General features: G+C 59.1%; 16 protein-coding genes and 4 pseudogenes. All 20 read right to left on the reverse strand.

Annotated elements, in window-relative coordinates:
* Nucleotides 1–101: 101 nt before the first annotated feature.
* The 20 genes and pseudogenes from X268_RS36195 to X268_RS36290 all read right to left on the reverse strand — a co-directional run bounded on the left by X268_RS36195 (nucleotide 102) and on the right by X268_RS36290 (nucleotide 20,919).
* Nucleotides 102–491, reverse strand: a complete 390-nt coding sequence (locus X268_RS36195) for an aldehyde dehydrogenase family protein (protein WP_128929734.1) — start codon at nucleotides 489–491, stop codon at nucleotides 102–104.
* A gap of 160 nt (nucleotides 492–651) precedes the next feature.
* Complete coding sequence (locus X268_RS36200) at nucleotides 652–1,659, reverse strand: PAS domain-containing protein (protein ID WP_128929735.1); 1,008 nt, start codon at nucleotides 1,657–1,659, stop codon at nucleotides 652–654.
* A gap of 132 nt (nucleotides 1,660–1,791) precedes the next feature.
* Entirely contained in the window at nucleotides 1,792–3,204 is a 1,413-nt protein-coding gene (pyk, locus tag X268_RS36205) for a pyruvate kinase (RefSeq protein WP_128929736.1), read from the reverse strand.
* Between the two features lie 105 nt (nucleotides 3,205–3,309).
* Complete coding sequence (locus tag X268_RS36210; protein WP_128929737.1) at nucleotides 3,310–5,088, reverse strand: FAD-dependent oxidoreductase; 1,779 nt, start codon at nucleotides 5,086–5,088, stop codon at nucleotides 3,310–3,312.
* A 36-nt stretch (nucleotides 5,089–5,124) separates the two neighbouring features.
* Complete coding sequence (locus X268_RS36215) at nucleotides 5,125–6,012, reverse strand: phosphoenolpyruvate hydrolase family protein (protein ID WP_232995597.1); 888 nt, start codon at nucleotides 6,010–6,012, stop codon at nucleotides 5,125–5,127.
* Nucleotides 5,942–7,195 carry a Tm-1-like ATP-binding domain-containing protein gene (locus tag X268_RS36220; RefSeq protein ID WP_232995598.1) on the reverse strand — a complete coding sequence of 418 codons (1,254 nt, stop codon included), beginning with the start codon at nucleotides 7,193–7,195 and terminating at the stop codon, nucleotides 5,942–5,944. The genes X268_RS36215 and X268_RS36220 overlap by 71 nt, the downstream gene beginning before the upstream one ends.
* Nucleotides 7,196–7,413: 218 nt before the next feature.
* Nucleotides 7,414–8,270: pseudogene (tnpC, locus tag X268_RS36225) on the reverse strand (IS66 family transposase); the annotation flags it as partial.
* Nucleotides 8,271–8,366: 96 nt separating this feature from the next.
* Nucleotides 8,367–9,602: pseudogene (gene ltrA, locus X268_RS36230) on the reverse strand (group II intron reverse transcriptase/maturase); the annotation flags it as partial.
* A 551-nt stretch (nucleotides 9,603–10,153) separates the two neighbouring features.
* Nucleotides 10,154–10,963 (reverse strand): annotated as a pseudogene (locus tag X268_RS36235) (IS66 family transposase); the annotation flags it as partial.
* A 45-nt stretch (nucleotides 10,964–11,008) separates the two neighbouring features.
* Entirely contained in the window at nucleotides 11,009–11,203 is a 195-nt protein-coding gene (tnpB, locus tag X268_RS36240; RefSeq protein WP_128929738.1) for an IS66 family insertion sequence element accessory protein TnpB, read from the reverse strand.
* Nucleotides 11,204–11,236: 33 nt separating this feature from the next.
* Nucleotides 11,237–12,463 (reverse strand): group II intron reverse transcriptase/maturase, encoded by a 1,227-nt coding sequence (gene ltrA / locus X268_RS36245; protein WP_128929739.1) that lies wholly within the window; start codon nucleotides 12,461–12,463, stop codon nucleotides 11,237–11,239.
* Between the two features lie 606 nt (nucleotides 12,464–13,069).
* Nucleotides 13,070–13,243, reverse strand: a pseudogene (gene tnpB / locus X268_RS36250) (IS66 family insertion sequence element accessory protein TnpB); the annotation flags it as partial.
* Complete coding sequence (tnpA, locus tag X268_RS36255; RefSeq protein ID WP_128929741.1) at nucleotides 13,240–13,641, reverse strand: IS66-like element accessory protein TnpA; 402 nt, start codon at nucleotides 13,639–13,641, stop codon at nucleotides 13,240–13,242. The pseudogene tnpB (X268_RS36250) and the gene tnpA, both read right to left, overlap by 4 nt.
* A gap of 296 nt (nucleotides 13,642–13,937) precedes the next feature.
* Nucleotides 13,938–14,639: a branched-chain amino acid ABC transporter ATP-binding protein gene (locus X268_RS36260; protein ID WP_128929742.1), complete on the reverse strand. Its 702-nt coding sequence runs from the start codon at nucleotides 14,637–14,639 to the stop codon at nucleotides 13,938–13,940.
* On the reverse strand, nucleotides 14,632–15,366 hold the full coding sequence (locus tag X268_RS36265) for an ABC transporter ATP-binding protein (RefSeq protein WP_128929743.1): 735 nt from the start codon (nucleotides 15,364–15,366) through the stop codon (nucleotides 14,632–14,634). Before X268_RS36265 ends, X268_RS36260 begins: the two co-directional genes overlap by 8 nt.
* Nucleotides 15,353–16,390, reverse strand: a complete 1,038-nt coding sequence (locus X268_RS36270) for a branched-chain amino acid ABC transporter permease (protein WP_128929744.1) — start codon at nucleotides 16,388–16,390, stop codon at nucleotides 15,353–15,355. Before X268_RS36270 ends, X268_RS36265 begins: the two co-directional genes overlap by 14 nt.
* A 78-nt stretch (nucleotides 16,391–16,468) precedes the next feature.
* Complete coding sequence (locus tag X268_RS36275) at nucleotides 16,469–17,689, reverse strand: substrate-binding protein (RefSeq protein WP_128929745.1); 1,221 nt, start codon at nucleotides 17,687–17,689, stop codon at nucleotides 16,469–16,471.
* Nucleotides 17,690–17,693: 4 nt separating this feature from the next.
* Nucleotides 17,694–18,551, reverse strand: coding sequence for a branched-chain amino acid ABC transporter permease (locus X268_RS36280; RefSeq protein WP_128929746.1), 858 nt, complete (start codon nucleotides 18,549–18,551; stop codon nucleotides 17,694–17,696).
* Between the two features lie 33 nt (nucleotides 18,552–18,584).
* The gene (locus tag X268_RS36285) at nucleotides 18,585–20,099 is read right to left on the reverse strand and encodes an amidase (protein ID WP_128929747.1); all 1,515 of its coding nucleotides are present in this window, start codon (nucleotides 20,097–20,099) and stop codon (nucleotides 18,585–18,587) included.
* Between the two features lie 442 nt (nucleotides 20,100–20,541).
* Complete coding sequence (locus tag X268_RS36290) at nucleotides 20,542–20,919, reverse strand: nuclear transport factor 2 family protein (RefSeq protein WP_128929748.1); 378 nt, start codon at nucleotides 20,917–20,919, stop codon at nucleotides 20,542–20,544.
* Between the last annotated feature and the right edge of the window lie 360 nt (nucleotides 20,920–21,279).

Genomic DNA, 21,279 nt, shown 5'->3' on the forward strand with positions numbered 1-21,279 from the left:
GCTTCCACCCCGCCTTACGAACCGTAGCTGGAATCCCTGATGTTTCCGAACGGGACTTCTGAAAGCGCCAAGCTAGGTATTTGATGGACACCATACCGCTTTCAAGCGGTCGGCCCCGAAGGCACAAGCCGTCGATTGGCCTCCTCGGCGACCTCGTCGTAGCTCTTGAATGCAATGATCTGGCGCGAGCGGCCAAACGACTCTTCATTCATGATACACGCCTCGGGCGAGGTCCCCGTCAGGACCGTTGACTCGACGAAGAACCCTTCGTTGCCAATGCGCTTGCCATCGGTCTGCAAGAATGCGCCGCGCTGGACTGACAGCGCCGGCAACGAAGCTCTCCATCGCATCGGCCAGCCGCGAATTGGCGAGTTGTCCCCCATTCGCGTATCCTTCTCGAACACATTTCCGACCTTGATGCGCCAAGCTTCTATCGTAGTTCGCCAAGTCGGCCCTTCTCGCCACATTTCAGACCTTTCTTGATAGGGCATTGAATTCGAGCAGCAGGCAATCCGCTATGCCTTCACCATGGCTGCGACCACCAGGAAGGAATGAACGCGTTCTCTGAGAAGCGTTCGCCGAAGTTTCGGGGTAGCTAGACGAGAAAGAGAGCTGGGGAGTAGTCATCAGAGGCCGTTGGGTCTGCACCGGCTATCGCGGCCGGACACCGGGCTTGCCAACCACAGGGAACGTAAATTCGATTCCCGCTTCAGAAAACGTCTTCCGCAACGTTTCCATCAGCTCATCAGACATCTGGGGAGTGTCATTGTACTCCTCCAGCCGCCGAATGACCGCGGAAGACACGCCCGCTCGCTCCGCTAGCTCCTTTACCGACCAGTTTAACATTCCACGCGCTGCACGCAGTTGCCTCCCCGTGACCTTTGAGGCCCCTCTTCGCTCCCGCGCGAGTATATCATGGTGTGCGTCGCTCCACGTGCCGAGCCATTCTCGAACGCCACCCTCGCTGTTCTTGAGGGGCACCGCCGCGCCCTGGTGCCAGCGATAGATGCCGTCCGGCCGGCGCAAGCGACATTCGACGTTATAAGGCTGCGCTGTCTCGACCGAGACCGCCCACTCTCTTAGAGCTGCCTCGCGGTCATCCTCATGGATGAGACCGATCCAGTCCTTGAAACGTGATCCATGATCTTCGGCAGTCTCTAGCGCATTGGAAACTGCAGTGAGGCGACCATCGCTACTGCTTGTCCATGGGAAACCCCGACAGATCTCAGCCAATGCCCTGTAGCGCTCCGCTTCTACTTTGAGCGCGTCCAAGAGATTGCGCTGTTCAGTGATATCGCGCGCGAGCCCAAGAATGCACTCTGGTTTGCCGGCCTCATCGAGCAGCGGTTCGGCCCGGCCGTGGATCCAGCGCAAAGTTCCGTTCGGACGGATGACACGAAATTCACCCTCGAGCAACGATCGATTGAGCTCCCGTGCGCCGAAACAGCGCATGCTGCTGCGGTCATCGGGATGAATCCTTTTCTCGATTTCCGCGTATGCTGGCGTAGTTCGACGCGGATCCAGCCCAAATAGCTCATAAAGGCCACGGGACCATTGCATCTGGCCGTTGCCGTCGCTGCGCCACAGTCCGACAGAGAGCTTCTCTTCCAAGAATGGAAGGACATTTGCAAGGCTGAGGCCGCTCTCGAAGTCAGGCAATGTGAGCTCCTGGCCGGACCTGGGGCCGAGTTCGGTGCATCTCGCGCGCGATCATCTTTGACGCCTCGCCCTCCTCCCGACCGCAACCAAGACGCCTCGCCCGACGGTTCACGGCAAATGACCTTGTCCTTCTTAGCAGGCAGCCACGCGGAGATTGTTTGTCGCGCCTCTATGTCCGAATGGCAGGCCAAAAACCACCACCGCCAGGTCGCCCGACCGCGCATAACCTTCCCGCTGGGCCGCCACGGCGGCGATCTGGGTTATTTCCTCATAGCCAGAGGGATCGCTGGCCACCACACTGTGTACGCCCCACAACAGGCACATGCGCCGCGCCACGTTTTCATCCTGCGTCAGAGCAAGGATCGGAACCGGCGGCCGCTTGCGCGAGATGCGGGCCGCGGTCGTCCCGCTGGCTGTGAAGCCGACGATGGCTTTGGCCTCGATGGTGGCTGCAAGATCTGCACCCGCGGCAGCGACCGCATGCGGAGGCGTATTCTCCTCGTCAACTCGTGAGGCCTCAATCAGGGACCGGTAGAGACGATGCTGCTCTGTACTCCTGATGATGCGATCCATCATGGCGACGGCCTCGATGGGATAGGCGCCGCTTGCCGATTCGGCTGACAGCATCACGGCATCGGCGCCATCATAGATGGCGGTCGCAACATCTGAGGCTTCCGCGCGCGTTGGCGTCGGCGCCGCCACCATAGAGTCGAGCATTTGGGTTGCGACGATCACGGGCTTTGCGGCCAGCCGGCAGGCGCGGACGAGTTCTTTTTGCCGGCCAGGCACGTCTTCTGGGGGGATTTCGACCCCGAGATCACCGCGCCCGACCATGAGAGCGTCTGACAACTGAATGATATCGTCGATGCGATCAAGCGCCATGGGCGTCTCGATTTTGGCGACGAGGCCCGCTGCTTCACCAATGAGGGCCCGCGCCTCGATCAGGTCTGAAGGCTTCTGAACAAATGACAGCGCAACCCAGTCGACACCGAGCTCCAGGCCGAAGGCGAGATCGGCGCGATCTTTCTTGGTGAGGGGCGAGATATCGAGCGACGCCCCCGGCAGGTTTACGCCCTTATGATCGCGGATCGGGCCGCCGACAATGACGCGCGCGACCATTTCGCGATCGCCCGGTCTTTCGACGCTCAGGCGCACACGGCCGTCGTCGATGAGCAGCTTTTGGCCTGGATGCGCAGCTGCAAATATTTCCGGATGCGGCAGAGGGATTGCCTGCTTTCCACCTCTTGCTCCGTCGAGGACAAAGCGGACGCTCTCTCCAGCATGCAGGCATAGCTTGCCCTCTTCAAGCAAGCCGATCCGGATTTTCGGGCCTTGCAGATCCTGTAGCACTCCGATGGGACGGCCGAACTCTTGCTCGAGCGCGCGGATCGCCGAAAACGCGCGCGCGTGGTCGTCTTGGCTGCCATGGCTGAAGTTCAGGCGAAAGGTATCTGTGCCTGCAAGATAGAGATCACGGATTTTGTTAGCCTCGGTTGTGGCCGGACCGAGGGTTGCGACGATCTTGGCGTGGCGCGAACGACGCATCAAAATTGAATCCTGTGCAATGGGCTACGTTAGGGATCGGCGCTCATAGCTGTTGCCAATACCGGGTTTATCACGCGCCTCGCCCGCGCCATTCCCAAGTCGACATCACGCTCCCGAAGCGGCAGCAGCTTTCTCTTGCTGCGTCGAGGAAACGATACTGTTGACGGCCCGGTACGCGAACACAATGGCTGGCCCAATGGTGATGCCTGCTCCGGGATAGATCCCACGCATCGGGGAGGTCATGTCATTGCCGCAAGCATAGAGTCCTGGAATTGGCCTTTCCTGACCGTCCAATACCTGCCCGCAAGTGTCGGTTGCCAATCCGGTTGCAGTGCCGAGCGTTGCCGGAACGATTGGGAGTGCGACGAACGGGCCGGTTTTGATTGGCCCAAGGTTTGGGTTCTTCTTGCCCACGGCCGAATCGCCGAGCGTGCGATTGAAAGCCGATTCACCGCGATTGAACAGCGGATCGCGCCCCTCAGACGCATGCGCGTTGTGTTCTTCGACAGTCTTTTGAAGCGCGGCGGACTCCAATCCCAGCTGCTTCGCAAGCTCTGGAATCGTCCGGGCGACCTTGATGTAGCCAAGGCGCGCATATTTCCCGATGCTCAAGGTCCATGGCCATGGCAGCAAATGCCCCATCCCTCTCAGCCGTACGAAGTCGTGGTCGCAGATGAAATAGAACCGCTTGTCTGCCGGATACCCACCGTTGAACATCGCCAAGCAGATGTCGTGATAGGAATTGGATTCGTTGACAAAACGCTTTCCATCTGGCCCCACGGCAATGACGCCGGGACGGCCGCGGTCGAGCCAGCCGTAGGGAACGACTTGCGAGGAACTGCCGCTCTTCAGAATCGATACGGGCGTCCAGAAGCCGGCAGAGGCAACATTGTTGTCGATTGCCGCTCCGAGCCTTGTCGCAAGAGAGATGCCGTCGCCTGTCGCATCGGGATGGGCGAGCGTGTCGTCGTGCTGGTGGGGGCCACTGAGCTCGGCTCTCAATTGCGCGTTACGCGCAAACCCGCCCGTTGCGAGGATCACCCCATGGGAAGCGCGCACGCGAATCTCGGAATCGGCCGACTTAACGACCGCGCCGGTGACGCGGCCTTCTTCCTTGATCAACTCTACGAGCGGGGATTCCGGCCATATCTCGACGCCGTACTTGCGCAGGCTCACAAGCAAGCGCGCGATCAGGGCGTTGCCTCCGCTGAGCTCGGTGCCGCGCCTGTGGCCAAGCCGGTCACGCGCGTAGCGGCTGACGCGGCGCAAGACGTGCCTGAGCGAGGCAAAGGATTGAAACGGATTGAGGAAGCTTCTCACCTCGCTCGATGAGATCATCATTCCGCCGAGCACAACGCGGATGGGATTGCCTATCAGATCGAAGTCGCTGCCAAGAAGCCGTCCGTCATAAGGCGCGGGGCTCAGTGCCCGGCCCTTATCGACTCCGCCGACCTGGCTTGAATGGTAGTCGGGGGCCGAGGCCAGCGTGAACTTGACTTCAGTCCCGTTCTCAAGGGCGGCGAGCGCAGCCGGGCCGTCCTCGAGATAGGCATCAACAAAGCCTGACCGGTAATATGTGCCAAGTTCATGTTGCAGGTAGGTCTTCGACTTCGCAAGCGAGTCGTCGATCTTCGCCGAGCGCGCTTGGTTCGAGCAAGGAACCCAGATCATTCCATTGGAGAGAGCTGTCGTGCCGCCAAGCCGCGCCGACTTTTCGCAGACAGTGACGCGCAGTCCTGCCTTTGCTGCATAGAGCGCAGCCGAAAGCCCGGCCGCACCACTACCGACCACGAGAACGTCGGTTGCCCAATTGTGCTCCGGCCTCCCCTCTCGGGCGAGTGCGACGGTCTTTCCCTTGCCTGATTGGCCCATCGGGTTATTCATTCGAGCCTCGCTGCGAGTGTTCTCTTGGAGCTGACGTCAGTGATGCCGCGGAAGCGGGACGGCTTTGAACTCCTCAGCCGCCGCCTTCACTGCCCGTTCGATCGGGATTCTTTCGATGGACGAGGCGCCAACGAAACCCACGCATTGCGTTGATCGGTACACCACGATCGTATCCTCCGGCTCCGCGATTGCACCGCCATGGCAAAGCAGGATCACATCGGAGCGCACGCTCCTTGCGGCGTCGCTGATGTCGTTGATGCGCCTGATCGCCTCTTGGATGGGCTGTCCTTCCTCATGGCCGACGAGCCCGCCTCGGGTGGCTCCTACGTGAGGGACGATGCAGTCCGCACCTGCGCCCGCCATCGCTTTGGCGTCGTCAGGGCTCGCGACATAGGCAAGCGAGAAGATGTCCTTCTTGCGCGCAGCCGCGATCATCTCGACTTCGCGTTCGAAGCCTAGTCCGACGCGCCCGCGGCGATAGCGCCATTTGTCGCCCATCGTGGAGATGGTCGGATAGTTGATTACGCCGGAGAAACCGGCCGACCAGAATTTGTCGAGCAGGGCATCAAGATCGAGCCGGAGGGGATCCCATGCCTCAATGCCGCCGATCACGGGCACCGAAGAAACGACGTTGCGGACTTCCGAGGCAAGTTCGAGCGTGCGCGCATTGGAATCGCCGATCCGGCTGGTCGGAAGTCCCATTAGGCGCGACAGCCCGGTGCTGTAGACGACCAGCATGTCCGCGCCCCCGAGCACTGCACATTTCGCAACCAGACCACAGCTGCTGCCCGCGGCAAGAATGGCTTTTCGCTCCGCCACCTGGTTTGCGATCTTGGCCAGGATTTCGGTTCGCTCAAACATTCGCATCGCCATCAGCCTTCTTGCCCAATTGCTTGAGGATCCATCTCGCAGCCGCCTCCGCAAATTCGGGATCGTTGATGTGACAGTTCAATTCGCGGACCGTAACCTTGGGCGGCAGATTGTCCTTAAGCGCATCGAGCCACGCGCGGTCCGCATCAGGATCTCGAAAGATGCCGCCGTCGCGGTCATAGTCGGAGACGCCTTTTGCCGGCCAAAGGACCATGACAGGCCCTTCTGCCAACGACAGCCGCTGGGCCGTAAGCCGGCCGATGCTCGTATTCTCGGCGAGGGTTGTGCGCATCAGCGTCGTGTACGGTGTATGGGAGTAGAATAGCCGGCCGCGAAATTGATCAGGAACGCTGGATGGCGCACCAAAATTGACCATGTCCACCGCGCCAGGCGCGATAACATGCGGTATTGATTGCTCTGCCGCTCCCTTGAGCCGATCCGGCCCGGCGCTCGCGGTGCCACCCACGATTTCGTCGGCGAGTTCGGTTGTGGTCAGATCAATCACAGCATCGAATTCGCCGGCCGCGATCAGCTGCTCCATCTTGCGGCCGCCCGCCCCGTTTGCAGGAAAGACGATCGCGTCGACCCCGGCCTTGCCGAGGCGCCCAACGCACTGAGTTGCCGCCGGCGTCGTCACTCCGAAGGCCGTGATCGCAACGATCTTCGTCTTTCGCGCAGCTTTGGCGGGCGCATAGCGCATGGCGGCGATGGCCTGTCCTGCATTCTGCAAGACCCGCTCGGTAAACGCATTGATCCCGAAGAGATCGACCAATGTCGGATAGAGCATGATGTCGTTGTGGACCGCCAATTCGGCGAGAAGTGCTGGCCTTGCGCTGCTCACGAGCAGCTTGGGAAAGCCATAAGGCAAATCAGATACGACTTCGCCGAACACCGCACTCCCCTTCCCACCGGCGACCCCGACGATCGCGCCGATGGCCCCTGATGCCAGCAGATCGCGAACTTTCCCGCGTGTTGTTGCGGCGATTTCTTTCAAGAGCTCGGCGGGCGAGGCGACGCGAACGCTATGACCGCCTGCTTGATTCGTCCGGGGCGCAATCTTCGAGGTGCCGACGTCAATCAGGACGGTCTTGCGGCCACACTTACAGATGATATCGGCCAAGTAGGAGACTTCGCGGCCCTTGGTATCGAGCGTAGCCACAATCGCGACTGCGTTCGAAAGCTCGGACAGGCTACCATCCCGGACCGCCCCCTGGCCGTCCGTGCAATGGTGAGACACGATTTTTCTCCTAGATCATTCTGACCAACGCGAGGTCTAGACCGAGCGGGATCGGCGTATAAGACCGCAAAGCGTCTAAGTGGGTAAGATTGGGTAGCCTCCTCCCGAAGTTCGAGCTACGTGCGCGCGGGCTTTTCAAGTGTACGCATACGACGAAGGCCGCCTGATTGACGCATGCGCGCGAGCACGGCGAGTTCTACGATGGCGTTGCGTGAAGGTCAGGCGGCTTGCTGATCGGCGGACTTGCCGGCTTGGTGAAGGAGCTTCCATTCCCAGGGCAGCAGTTCGCGCAGACGCGAGGTGGGAAGATCGGCGATCCGGGCGAGGACGTCGGCGAGCCAAGCCTTGGGATCGACGTCGTTGAGGCGACAGGTCGTGATCATCGTCAGCATGATAGCGGCACGGTCGGCGCCACGTTGGCTGCCAGCGAAGGTCCAGTTGCGCCTTCCCAAGGCAATGCCTCTCAATGCACGCTCAGCGCAATTGTTGATCAAGCAGATCCTGCCATCGTCGAGGAAGCGGACGAAGCGTCCCAGCGCTTGAGCATGTAGTTCATGGGCTTCAGGACCTCGGCGGAGCGGGAGAGGCTTTCTCGCTCGCGGAGCAGCCAGGCGTGCATGTCGTCGAGCAGCGGCTTGCTCCGCTCCTGGCGCACAGCACGCCGCTCGTCGGCACCACGGCCGTTGATGGCGCGCTCGATCTCGAACAGGGCGTCAAGACGCCTGACCGCCTCCAGCGCGATCGGGGAGACCGGTTTGCCCTTGCCTTCCCGGGCGGCTTTCTCGATGTCAGCCAGCTCGAAGAATCCCCGCCGCGCATGGGCCAGGCAAAATGCCGGAGTGATCGGCATTGCTTTCCTTTTTGGATCGAACAACGGCTCGAAGCCGCCATAGCAATCCGCCTGCAGAATGCCGGCGAAGGCGGCCAGATGCCTCTGAGGATGTTCGCCCCGTCGGTTGCCCGAGGCATAATAGACCGCCGCCGGCGGCGCAGGCCCGGCGAACGGCCGGTCATCCCGCACATACGTCCAGATCCGGCCGGTCGTGCATTTGCCCTTCGCCAGGATCCGGATGGTGGGGTGAGTAGGCCGGAGGGATTTCACCTCCAGCCTCTCGCAGAACCGGGCGTGAGACTCTCGCCTCACCCGGCTCCCATCAGGCAAGCTTGCCGCCACGCCGAGTTGCCAATGCACAAAGAGCCTGCGGTTCTCACGCGCGATCTTCTCCAGGAAGAGACGCGCGCGTCCTAAACGGTGATGGAAGCGCTTGTACTTTCGCTTCAACCAAATACCTAACGTCTGGTTGATGTAGCGCGCCAGCGGATAAAGCGCTGAGCGGGTGTATTGCCCATAATAAGCGATCCACCCCCTAACCATCGGGTTTAGCTCGCGAGCAATATCGTCCAGCGTCACCTCGGCTCGCCTGCGAAGTTTCAAGCCTCGGACCTTCGCCCGCATGGCGTTCAGCGCTGGTTTGCTGACCGCCGGGGTGAACCCACAGAACATCTTCTGCGAATGCGGCCCCAGGACCGATCGTGGCCGGAAGCAATAACCGAGAAAGTCAAACATGACCGTCTCGCTTTTACCTCGGCGTCGATCATCCTTGCAGTAGACGATCCTCGTCTTCGTAGGATGCAATTCCAGATGGCACTCCGCCAGCCGAGCCTGGAGCGCTTCGCGAACGCTTTGCGCCTCCATCTCATTCCGATAATGTACCAACCCGTCATCCGCATACCGACACCACCTGAGATCGGGGAACGTCCGCGCCATCCAGAGATCAAATGCATAGTGCATGAAGAGGTTGGCGAGGATCGGGCTCACCACGCCCCCTTGTGGGGTGCCGCGGCTTCGCTCGATTATCGTTCCATCCTCTTGCACCATCGGCGCTGTCAGCCATCGTTCGATGTAGAGCAGCGCCCATGCGCACGTCACATGTTTCCGGACGGCCCGTAGCAACAACTCGTGGTCGATATTGTCGAACAATCCTTTGATGTCGAACTCTAGAAACCAATCATACTTCCAGCACCGCTGTCGCGTGACGCCTACGGCATCGAGAGCCGATTTTCCGGGTCTGTAGCCATAGGAATCCGCCAGAAAGATTGCGTCAAGAGCCGGCTCAATCAGTTGTTTAACAACTGTCTGTGCCACGCGGTCCGCCACGGTGGGCACCCCGAGGATCCTCTGGCCTCCACTCTTCTTTGGAATGGAGACAGCCCGAACAGGCGGCGGGAAGTAAGCGCCTGAACTCATTCGATTCCAAATCTTGTAGAGATTTCCCTTCAAGTCGGACTCGAACTGCTCAATCGTCACTCCGTCGACACCGGCTGCGCCACCATTGGATCGCACCTGCAGATATGCTTCGTACACCTCTCTCTTGTCGATGTTGAACGGCTTGCTCGGCTGGTTCATCGACGTCCTCCTGTTGCCAGTTGCGACGATGGCCAGCCCACCTGATCCGATCCCTTCGCTCCGGCCCCATTACGAGCCTTCGTCGCTAATACGGATCGGTCCGTCCCAGTGCTCCGCGTCGGTAATCTCGCCTCGCGGTCTTCTCCGCTTGTGCTTCTCCCTTTCCATCGGAGCGACTGGTTCCTGCAGTTCCGCGGCAGCGCCTGCATCCGATTCACGCCCCCTCAACGCCGGTCGCCGCCCGCCCGGTCATCAGGCTCCCGGCGGGCTCATCCCAGAGGGACGACACACCTCTGGTTTTGACGACGATTTCCACGTTACGACGGTTCATCGGCGGGTTCATTTTCATTCGTCTCTCGGACGCGTATCCGTTCGGGTCTCCCCCGACCGTTAGCTTCAACGCTCACGACCGCGCCTCTTAAGCGAAGCCGCTTGAAGTGATTTGAGACCTACTCCTGAAAGTCGATCCCGAGGGGCCTACCCTCATCGCTGCCACAGCTTGCGCGCACAGATTTTCAGATCATTTTGATCATCCTTTCTGTGTGCTTCTGCAGAACACTGTCATCGCCGTGCAGCCGCTCGGCGGCGAGGACATGGCGCTCAATCAGCTGGAACAACGGCATGACGGCGAAGGTTCCGTGGCCGACCTGGTCGGCCAGCGTCGACAGCGGCAGGGCGATCCGCTCAGCCTTGAAGCGCACGCTCTGGCGATTGAGCGGGATATGCATGCCGAACTTGTCGAACAGCATTGTCGCCAGCAATTGCGGACCGATGAAGCCGCGCGGCGTGGCATGGAACGGTGCCGGCGGCTGGCTTATCTTCTCGCAATCACGGCAGGTGAACTTCTCGCGTACCGTCTCGATGACCTTAAAGCGACGCGGAATCTCCTCCAGCGTCTTGGTCACATCCTCGCCTAGCTTCGCAAGGCGCGATCCACCGCAGCAGGCGCAGGTCGTTGGAGCCTCGATAACGACGCGCTCACGTTCGATGTCGTCCGGCCACGGCTTGCGCACCGGCCGCTTACGCGTGAAGGCGCTTACGCTCTGGGTTTTTGCGGCGGCAGCCTGCGCAGCCAGCTCATTCTCGGTCGCCGTGGTGGCGAGTTCTTCGAGCTCCAATTCCAACTGCTCGAGTAGCCGCGCCGTGCGCTCGGAGCGCAGCCCGTGCAGTTCGCGTTTGAGCTTCTCGATCCGTAGCTCAAGATGAGCGATCAGCACCTCGCTGTCCGACAGCTCCGCCCGCGCGTTGGCGGCATCCGCGACTGCCACATCGCGTTCAGCCTGCAACGCCTCGCGCTCGGCCAGCAGCGCAAGGTAGGCGCTCGCGAGATCCGACGGAAGATCGTCCGGCTTCGATGTCATGAAGCCATTGAATCAGATCAAGCCGCAGATTCAAACCAAAAACGGCTATCCGACACGCGTCGGACGATGAGTTTCTTGAGGGTTGCGCCAATCGATTCCGGACAACAGGTAGCTCATCTGAGCCGATGAGATCGTCACCGCTTCGCCCGCAACCGATGGCCAGACGAACCTTCCTCTCTCAAGTCTCTTAGTGAACAGGCATGCTCCCTGGCCATGGTGAGTCGGCCCCGGGAGTTGCACCCGGAGCCGCTCTCCGAACCGTACGTGACGCTCTCACGTCATACGGCTCTCAACAAGTAACGAAGCAGAACCTAACATCGTCCAATGAGCGAACAGCTTCGGCCTACGGCAGCGGATCAGCCTGAGCCTGGTGGAGGCCCTGACTTTTCCATTCTTCAGCCCTTTGTATTTGCGTCGCGCCCAGCGGTTTAGAGATTCGTCGACGTATCGATACAGGTTATGCATTTCTGACCGCCCATATCTGCCGTAGTACTGCATCCATCCACGAAGGACGGGGTTCAGTTCCAAGGCGATTGCGTCGATTTCCGTCTGCGAGCGAAGCCTGAGCCGGAGCTGCCGGATCGTCATCCGCATAGACTTCATTGCCGCCCTGCTGACCGCTGGCGAGAACGTACAGAAGTTTTCTTTCTTCTGATGGTTTCTTGCCCTGCGCGGTCGAAAGGTAAATCCCAGAAAGTCAAATGACTGACTGGCATGGCTACCCGGGCGATTGCTATCTTTGCAGTAGACGATCTTGGTCTTGTCGGGATGCATTTCGAGTTCGCATTCCCTGAACCTCGCCTGCAGCGCCGCCTTGATGGCTTCCGCTTCAGCCTTGGTTCGGCAATGTACGAGCCCGTCGTCCGCGTATCGACACCACGGTGACTGCGGGAAGTTTCGCGCCATCCATATATCGAACGCATAATGCAAGAACAAATTGGCAAGGACGGGACTGATCACGCCGCCTTGGGGTGTACCCCGGTCGCGAGCGGTGATCGCTCCGTCTTTGCCTTGCATCGGCGCTGTTAGCCAGCGTTCGATGTAGAGCAGAGCCCATTCGTCTTGCACATGCTTCCTGACGGCTTTCATAAGCAACTGGTGGCTGATATTGTCGAACAGGCCTTTGATGTCGAACTCCAGCACCCAGTCCATCTTCCAGCACCGTTGCCGGGTGATGCCGACGGCGTCCAGCGCGGCTTTTCCGGGCCGGTAGCCGTAGGAATCGGGAAGGAAGATTTTCTCGAGTACTTGTTCAATCTGAAGCTTGACGACCGTCTGCGCCACGCGATCTGCTACTGTCGGCACGCCTAGAATGCGTTGTCCGCCGTTCTTCTTGGGAATGGGGACAGCCCGAACGGCAGGTGGAAAGTAGCTGCCAGAAGACATTCGATTCCAGACCTTGTAAAGGTTGCCCTTGAAGTCCTTCTCAAAAGCTTCGAGCGATACCTTATCCACGCCGGCCGCGCCCGCATTGGCTTTGACCAGTTTGTAGGCCTTCATCACTGTCTGCTTGTCGATATCGTACTGCTTACGTCCGGTTACACTCACATGTCCTCCTGCTCATCACAGTTGCATATGGGCGCAACCCACTTGTTTCGGCCCCTTCGCTCCAGTTCCATTACAGCCCCTTCATCACTACTACGAGCCGATCCGCCCCAGTGTTGTGCTTCGGTACTCTCGTCTCGCGGTGTGTGCCGCTTGAACTTCTCCCTTGGCATCACAACGACTGGTTCCTGCAGTTCTCTACAAGAGCCTGTATCCAGATCGCGTCCCCTAAACGCCGGTCGCCATCCGCGCAGTAATCCAGGCGTCTCACGGATTGATCTCAGGGATGGCACGCGCCCCTGATTTTGGCGACGCCTTAGTAATTTTCGACGCGTCATCGGAAGATTTGCTTTCGCTCGCCTTCTGGATACTTACCTGCCCCGTAAACCCGGGACTTTTGCAACACTTGCTGATGACCGCGCCTTTTAAACGAAGCCACAGTGTCGTGGTTTTGCACCTGCGCCTGGAACACCGATGCAGGAGGGCCGTCCTCCATCTCTCATAAAGCTGTACGCATCAAATTCGGTTATTCACCTCCTTCATGCTCTGCAGCACACCGTGCCAGATCACCTTCACAAGATCGCTGCGGCGACCGCGGAAGACGAACAAATGACCGCTGAGCGGTTCTTTGCGCAGCACCTCCTGAACTTGGAGGGCCAGCGACAGGAAGCCTCTGCGCATATCCGTGTAGCCTGTCGCCAGCCACACTCGCACATTCCCTGGTACAGCAATCATCGGCGTCCAAGCACATCGAGGACCCGCGCCAGCGCCTCCGGATCGACGTGCGCATCCACCCGGATGCACCGTCGGTTGCCGAGATCGATCTCTATCAATCCAGTACGTGCGGCTGCCGCCGAGCGAACTCGGCCATCAACCGTAGGCAAAAGCTTCGCAGTTTCTTCAGCCGAGGCCGCTACGGCGGCGATCTGCACCGGCGTAAAAGATGGTGCAACTTGTTCCGATGTCCGTGCTTGTCGACGCCAGGTAAACACCAGGCTGGCCGCTACTCCGTTGCGCCGCGCGACTTCAGTTACCTTCGCGCCCGGTACTAGCGTCTCCTCGACAATCCGTGCCTTGTCGTCCTGCGACCAACGCCGCCGCCGCTCAAGCCCGCCCAAAACTTCGACCCGCATCGCCTGATGACCTTAAAGCTAGACTTAAGGTCACACGCTTCGCGAATTACCACCCGTCACGCAAGACGGTCCTCGTCGGAGGCGTACTTTCAAGTGGACGAGAATGTCGGCTCGCTTCGAACGCAGAATGGGGCCCAGCGCGCCTGTGAGCCCGTAGCGGGCGCGTCAAGTTGCTGAGGTCAAGTCAGCAAACTCCGCTGCTGGAGTTTTCCAAACAGCCGCTCAAATCTAGGGAGAAGTCAGCCGAACCGGTCTACGATTAGCGTCGGCCGTCAAAGCAATCTGGAACGCGCCACTTAAGGCGCGAGGTAGCGCAGAAGTTCCGGATTCGTGCGGATATCGGCTGCAGCGCCTTGTAGTGCGATACGGCCGCGATCAAGGACATAGGCCTTGCTCGCCACGCGCAACGCGAGATCGAGGTGCTGTTCGACGATGATGACCGCGATTTCCTTGGCGAGTTCAATGAGACGTTCGGTAATCTCTTCGATGACGCCGATCCAGACGCCCTCGGTCGGCTCATCCAGCAGCAGCAGCTTTGGGTTCCCCAGGAGGGCGCGCCCGATCGCTAACATCTTACGCTCGCCACCAGAAAGCGTACCAGCCGCCTGGTCCAGGCGGTGGCCGAGCTTGGGAAAGATCGCCAGGACCCGATCGATCGCCGAAGCGTCGGTGTTGAAGAGGGAGCCCATTGCAAGATTATCCCGCACTGAAAGGCGTGAGAACACTGAGTGCTCTTGCGGCACATAGCCGATGCCGGCGCGCACGCGTTGCTCGGTCTGGAGCCGATTGAAATCGTGGCCATCGAAGACTACCTCGCCTCTCCAGCTTGGTAGCTCGCCAACGATAGCTTTCATAAGCGTGGTCTTGCCTGCACCGTTGCGCCCAAGCACGGCGGTACCACCACGCCACGGAATGTCGAGGCTCAGGTCAAACAGCACCTGGCTGCGACCATAACCGGCGTCGAGATGTCTTATGTCGAGAAAGCGTTGTTCAAGCACGGCGCAAATAGATCTCCTGGACACTTTTGTCAGCCTGGATCTCAGCGACGCTTCCTGTCGCCAGCACACGGCCCTGGTCGAGGACGGTGAGGCGGTCGCAAATGTCGCGGATGAAATCGAGATCGTGCTCGACGATAACGAGGGAGCAGTGCTCCTTTATTGGTCGCAACAGTTCGCCAGTGACGCGACGCTCCTCCAGGCTCATGCCTCCGGTAGGCTCGTCCAGCAGCAGGAGCCGGGGTTTTCCCGCGAGCGCCATCGCAATCTCCAGCCATTGCTGCTGGCCATGGGATAGCGCTGCTGCTGCATCGAACGCACGATCGGCAAGACGAAACTGGGTGAGCATCATCATGACCTGGTCGTGCAGCTGTCTGCGGCTGCGCGAGAACACAAGATCAAAAAGAGAGCAGTGCCCCTGCAGGGCAAGGAGGATGTTGTCGTAGAGGGTGAGGGATGGCAGAACCGATGTGATTTGGAACTTCAGGCTCATGCCAGCGCGCGCGCGCTCGGTGGGGGTGAATGTGGTAATATCAGTGTTGATGAATCGGACTTTGCCTTGCGTCGGTACCTCCGCCCCCGCGATGCACTTCATCAGCGTGCTTTTCCCCGAGCCGTTCGGCCCGATCAACCCGTGGAACTCGTTCTCGCGGACGGTGAGCGCCGCACCGTCGACTGCCGTGAGCTTGCCGAAGATCTTTCGAATGCCTGCAGCTTCAAGAAGCGGCATGATGCTGCGCCCTCTTCTTGTCTTGCGCTTTGGCGGCGAAACTGCCTACCCGCTCGCGCTCCGTCAACACCAGGCTGATAAGCCCAAGCGGCCGAAAAAGGATTACCAGGAGCAGGAGCACGCCCAGGATGATCGGCCAGATATCGCGGTAATTGTCCGACAGCCAGAAGGAGAGACCTTCGACAATCGCCGTACCGATCACCGCACCGATCAGCGTGCCGGAACCGCCGAACAGAACGTAGAGCACGACTTGCGTGGAGACGACAACGCCAATCATATTGGGCCACACAAAACCCTCGTGGAAGGCATAGAGGCTGCCGCTCAGGCCTGCGATGGCGCCACCGATCGCGAACACTATGGCTTTTAGATGCTGTGTCCGGTAGCCGAAAAAGGCAATGCGTTGCTCGTTCTCGCGGAGGCCTGCGAGTGCAAGACCGAACTGCGAGCGCACCAGGAAACGGCATGCAACGTAGACGATGACAAGAAGCCCTAGTGCCAGATAGTAAAAGTTCGACCCTTCCGATAATTCGTAGGAGCCGAGCGTCATCGGCGGAATCGAGGGAATGCCGTTCTGGCCGCCGAGATAGTACCAGCCACGCGCGAGGCGATCCGCCGCATAGGCACCGGTGAGCGTACCGAGCGAAACGAAGATCATGCTGGCCGGATGCCGTCCGAGTAGGAGGAACCCACCAAGTAGCAGCGCGAATACGAGGCCAATCAGCGTGCCCGCCGGCAGTACCAAAAGGATTGAGGTGATATCGAGGTCGCGCGCAAGCAGCGCAACGCCGTAGCCTGCGGAGCCGAAGAAGAGGGCCTGCCCAAAGCTCATGATTCCGGCATAGCCCCAGACCAGATCGAACGAGAGAGCGAAGAGCGCCAGGATCACAACGCGAGTGGCAAACACCGTAAGATAGTCGTGAAGCATCACCGGAAGGACTAGTGCTCCAATCAGCACTAGTCCTTCGATGATGAGCAGGACACGTCGTGCACGACTGACCTGTCCTGCAAAGGCGATTTCAGCCATGTCAGCCGTCGCACAATTCACTTCTAGCGTGGGCACCGATGGCCTCTCTACCGCGCTTGTCGCTTTCACAGTGATTCGTCAACATTGCCCGGGATCGACAAGCCCATTGCTGCGTTGCACGACTTGAAAAACCCCGCTCTTGCACACGGCCGTGTACATGTTCATCTTACAGTGCCGCTTGCCCGGCACCATCTCGGCGGGGCCGCCCGGACCCTCCGCGATCTTTGCGTGATCGAGCGTCGCAGCAACCGACTCGCGATCGACCTTTCCGGCCTCTTTGACGGCAGCTTCCCAAAGTTTCAGCCCGCGATATGTACTGGGAGCGGCACTGCTCGCGGCAAATAGAGAATCGCCTGGATAGTCCTTATCATAGGCAGCCTGAATTCTGGCGGAGACCGGGTCATCTTTGGCGACGGCTTTGTAATAATCGAGACAACTCGCAAGCCCTTCCATCTCATTGACCGGATGGAGGCTGAGATAATTCTCGTCCTCGTTGACGGCAGCAAGCCGTCCGCCGTTCTTCAGATAGCCCGCTTCATAGAGCTGTTTGAACAAAGGACCGACGCCGGGTGGAATAACGGTGTTAAAGACGGTGTCGGCCTTGTTGGACATGATCGCGTGGACAGTGGCGGAGAAATCCACTTGGTCTAAAGGATAATACTCCTCGAACACGACCTCGCCGCCATTGGCTTCGATTAACTTGCGAGCATATGCATTCAGGTTACGCGGCCAAATGTAGTTGGAACCTGGAAGGGCAAATCTCTTGCCGCCGTTCTTGATCAGCCACGGGATAAATGTGTCGCATTGCTGCGCCGGTGTGGCGCCGCTGCAGAACAGGTATGGCGTGCATTCCCCCCCTTCATAAAATTGCGGATAGATATAGAGCGTCTTGCCCCGAGAAACGATCACATCCTTGATCGCATTGCGCATTGAGCTCGCGAGGCCGCCTAGGACCATGTCCACCTTGTCCCGCTGGATCAGCTTGCGCACGTTGCCTACAGCGACCGATTCATTGGAGGCGGTGTCTTCGATGTACAGCTCGATCGGCCGGCCCAAAAGACCACCTGAATTGTTGATCTCCTTGATGACCATTTTGGCGACGTTGGCATCCGCCTTTCCGGCAAAGCCGATCGGGCCGGTCAGATCGATCGCGATGCCGACCTTGATGGGACCTTCGGCCGCATTGGCCCAGTCGGGACGGATCACCCAGCTACTCGCTCCTGTGGCGATTGCACCGGCCGTGAAGGCAAAGTTCGAAAGGAAACGACGGCGTGTGAAATTGAGTCGATCAACAGCCATATGACTACACTCCCCCTTGCGCGATGAGGCCTTGCGGCCGACACTTGATGAAAACAATGGCAAGCAAGAAGACGAGCACATCGGCGAGGACCGGAGGGATAACCCAGGGCAGCGCCGCGCTGAGAGCGCCGATGATCCCGGCTCCTGCCACTGGGCCCATAAAGGAGCCGACACCGCCAAGCATGACGGCGACAAATCCCTGGATCAGAAAGCGAATTCCGAGATCTGCAAACAGATCGAACACCGGCACGATAAGCGCCCCGGCGAGCCCGGCCAAAGCTGCGCCGAAGGCAAAGGTGGTGCCATAGATGAAATTCGTCGAAACCCCGGAGGCGCGCGCTAGCGCCGGATTTTCCAGGGTCGCCCGAACGCGCAAGCCGAAGCTTGTGCGGGACAGGAGCAGAAAGCAGCCCCCCATCACCAAAGCCGTGATCACGAGAATCGTAAAGCGCCAAGCTGAGATGTGTATCGTGGCGATATCTATGGATCCACCGATAGGCTCCGGAACCGTCAGATAAAACCCGCCAATTAGGCCCCGCACAGACTCCCGGATGATAAGACCGAGCGCATAGGTGCCGAGCATTGCAACGATCGGTGCGGCATAGAAGCGGCGGATGATGAGCGCTTCGAGTACGAAACCCAGCAATCCGACTAAGATCGGTGCCGCCGCCATACCGAGCCAAACCGGGAGACCATGACTATAGGCGAGATAAGTAATATAAGCGCCGAGCAGGACGAACTCACCCTGGGCAAAGTTGAAGATGCCCATCATGCTCGCGATGATTCCTAGCCCAAGCACGATCAACACGATAATCGCACCGAAGCTCAGGATCTCGAATGCCGCCATGAATGCACTAGTCATATGCCGCGATCCAGTCGCACTATCGTCTCGGCCTCACATCTTCTTCCAGTCGCCTATCTGTTCGAAGGCATGGGCGGCGCGGTAGATGGTGGATTCCTCGAAGTGGCGACCGACCAGCATTAGGCCCACTGGCAGGCCGTCGACCATTCCGCAGGGCAGCGACATAGCTGGATGATGCGTAATGTCGAATGGCGCGGTGTTGGTGAACATCTCAATCGCGCGCGTGAAGTAGTCCTCGCGACTGGCATTGGATGGCGGCAGCGGGGTTGCCTTCATCGGCGTCGTCGGCATGAGGAGGAGATCATAGCTCTCGAGAGCTTTGTCATATGCCGTAGCGAGGCGGCGGGAGATGTTGAGCGCCTTGCCGTAAAACCTGGACCCGAAGGTGTTGTTGATATAGGTCCCCCACAACATAAACAGCTTGTTAGTCTCGGACAATGAGTCCGCCTTCTGCCGCCACCCGCGATGGAAATCCATCAGGGAGGTTGGATAAAGATCGCCTCGGCTGAGACCATAGCCGTCACCGAACATCATGGTCTGGACAGCCCCCTCAGTTCCGATGGGGGTCCAGATCGCCGCGCCTAGAAGGTGCATCGGAATCGAGACGATCTCTACGGTCGCGCCGAGATCTTTGAAGCGCTTTGCGGCCTCACGCACGCTTTCGTTCACGGCAGCTTCTGCGGACGGCTGCTCGAAGCCCTCCTTGAGGATACCAATCTTCATCCCTTTGATGCCCGCACCCAAGGCCTTGGTGTATTCATCCACCTTCGGAGCCTTGATGCGCGAATCGTAGCCGTCGTCGCCGGCGATCACCTCGAGTAGCAGGGCGTTGTCGGCCACCGTTGCCGTAATCGGCCCGGTGTGGTCGATAAAGATCTCAATCGGCATTATTCCTGTATAGGGAACGAGACCCCAAGTCGGCTTCATACCGTACGTGCCGCAGAATGAGGATGGCATTCGGATCGAACCGCCCTGATCGCCGCCGATCGCAATGTCGACCTCGCGTAGTGCGACCACAACCCCGCTTCCGGAGGAAGAACCGCCGGCCGAATAGCCCATCTTGTGTGGATTGTGGACCGGGCCAGTCGCGTTGGTGTGGCTGCCGCCAGAGAGACAGAAGGCTTCGCAGTGAACCTTGCCCACAATTTCGGCGCCAGCATCAAGCATGCGTGTAACGATGGTGGCGTCAAAATCGGGTACGTAGCCTTCGAGGGTGGCCGAGCCATTCATCATAGGCACTCCGGCCAACATAATGTTGTCCTTCAAGGCAACGGTCTTGCCTTTCAGTTTTCCGCTGCCGGCGCCTTTGATGTTGGTTTTGCGGTACCAAGCATTGCGAGTGTTTTCGTCTGGCGATGGCCGATAGCCGGGCGTCCGCGGATATTTGACCACGGGCAACTCGTCGGGCATCGCGGCAACGAGATTGTATGCGTCCAGCGAGCCCCGCATCAAACCGCGGAACGAGGCGACATCTTCGTCGGTCAACGAAAGACCACACTGCTTGGCAACTTCGAGAAGCTGGGTGGGAGTCGGAAGGGAAACTGACACGCGGCTCTCCTGAAAGGTTGATCCCGTCATTGGGACACGCGGCGTTCTTCTGTCGTGGCCGCTTATCAGATTAGCCGTAGGTAAAGCGCAGCAGGGCGCTCGGCCCCAGAAGGTGCGCAACGCAAGTTGGGTAATATTGGGTAAAACGACGCTGAATGCGTCTGCCAGTGCAGGCGTTTCGCCGATCTGTCCTGCCTCGCCGGCTTGTCTTTGAGCCCTTAGGTCTTTTTGACGGGCTGGTAAGGCGACAAGTGAACCGGTCTCGTCACCTTAGAGTTGAAATATGGCACGGATCTGACAATGCAGCGGATTACATCAGAGGCCTAAGCATTTCAAAGTAACAACCAGCCAATTTCGGCGATCACGCGCTTCCCCTAACTGGCGCGAACTGCCGCGCGCCAAGCTCACGATCGTACGCGCATTCGCCACCACCTTAATCCACCTAAAGGGGGGTGGTAGATGAATGATGGTGTAAAATCTTCCAGGAGGCATCATGACGGCGCAGCACAAACGTAAATCGGGCGGGTGTCGCCACTTGCAGATCATGCCGCGTTTCAGAAAAGACATAATTTCCGACGGCCATAACAATGTCAGCCGCCAAGCTGACGCAATGACATACGTCAAATTTTACCCTTGCGGTGCCATGGAAGTAGGTGCGTATTTCTGCGACACCGATGTAGAGCGTGGAACTAGACGTACCGTGAAGCAAGGCATCATCTGCGTATAACGCAACAAGATACTCCGGCTTGCCAGAGTTGAACGCTCGCGCCCAAGCTTCCAAGAAGGCACGCACATCCAGCACAACTTTGTCGTTGTTCACGATGAACGCCTCTTCAGCGGAGAAATGGCGACCGGAAGCGATAAGAGTGGGTTGGCCTTACCATCTGATATAAGGAAACCTCTTGCATATGCACTGCATTTTTGATCCGTTCGTTCATGCTTCCGACTGCGCGCTCATCCACGATCTTGTTGAGGTCGCTGCTTGTCAGCGGAGCGCAACGTTTTTTGCAAGCTCGCCTCCTCTATGCAGCTTGTCGGTCATTATGTTCTCATTGCGAGCCAGCAGTACCTTCGCCACCCCGTCCGGGTCCACACCAAATTGGTGATGGGGCCGCAAAAGAATTGGCGCGAACTCAACAAGTACGGACCGAGTTCAGAAGTGTTCGCAGAGGATCAGGGG

Source organism: Bradyrhizobium guangxiense, from assembly GCF_004114915.1.
Classification (GTDB): Bacteria; Pseudomonadota; Alphaproteobacteria; order Rhizobiales; family Xanthobacteraceae; genus Bradyrhizobium; species Bradyrhizobium guangxiense.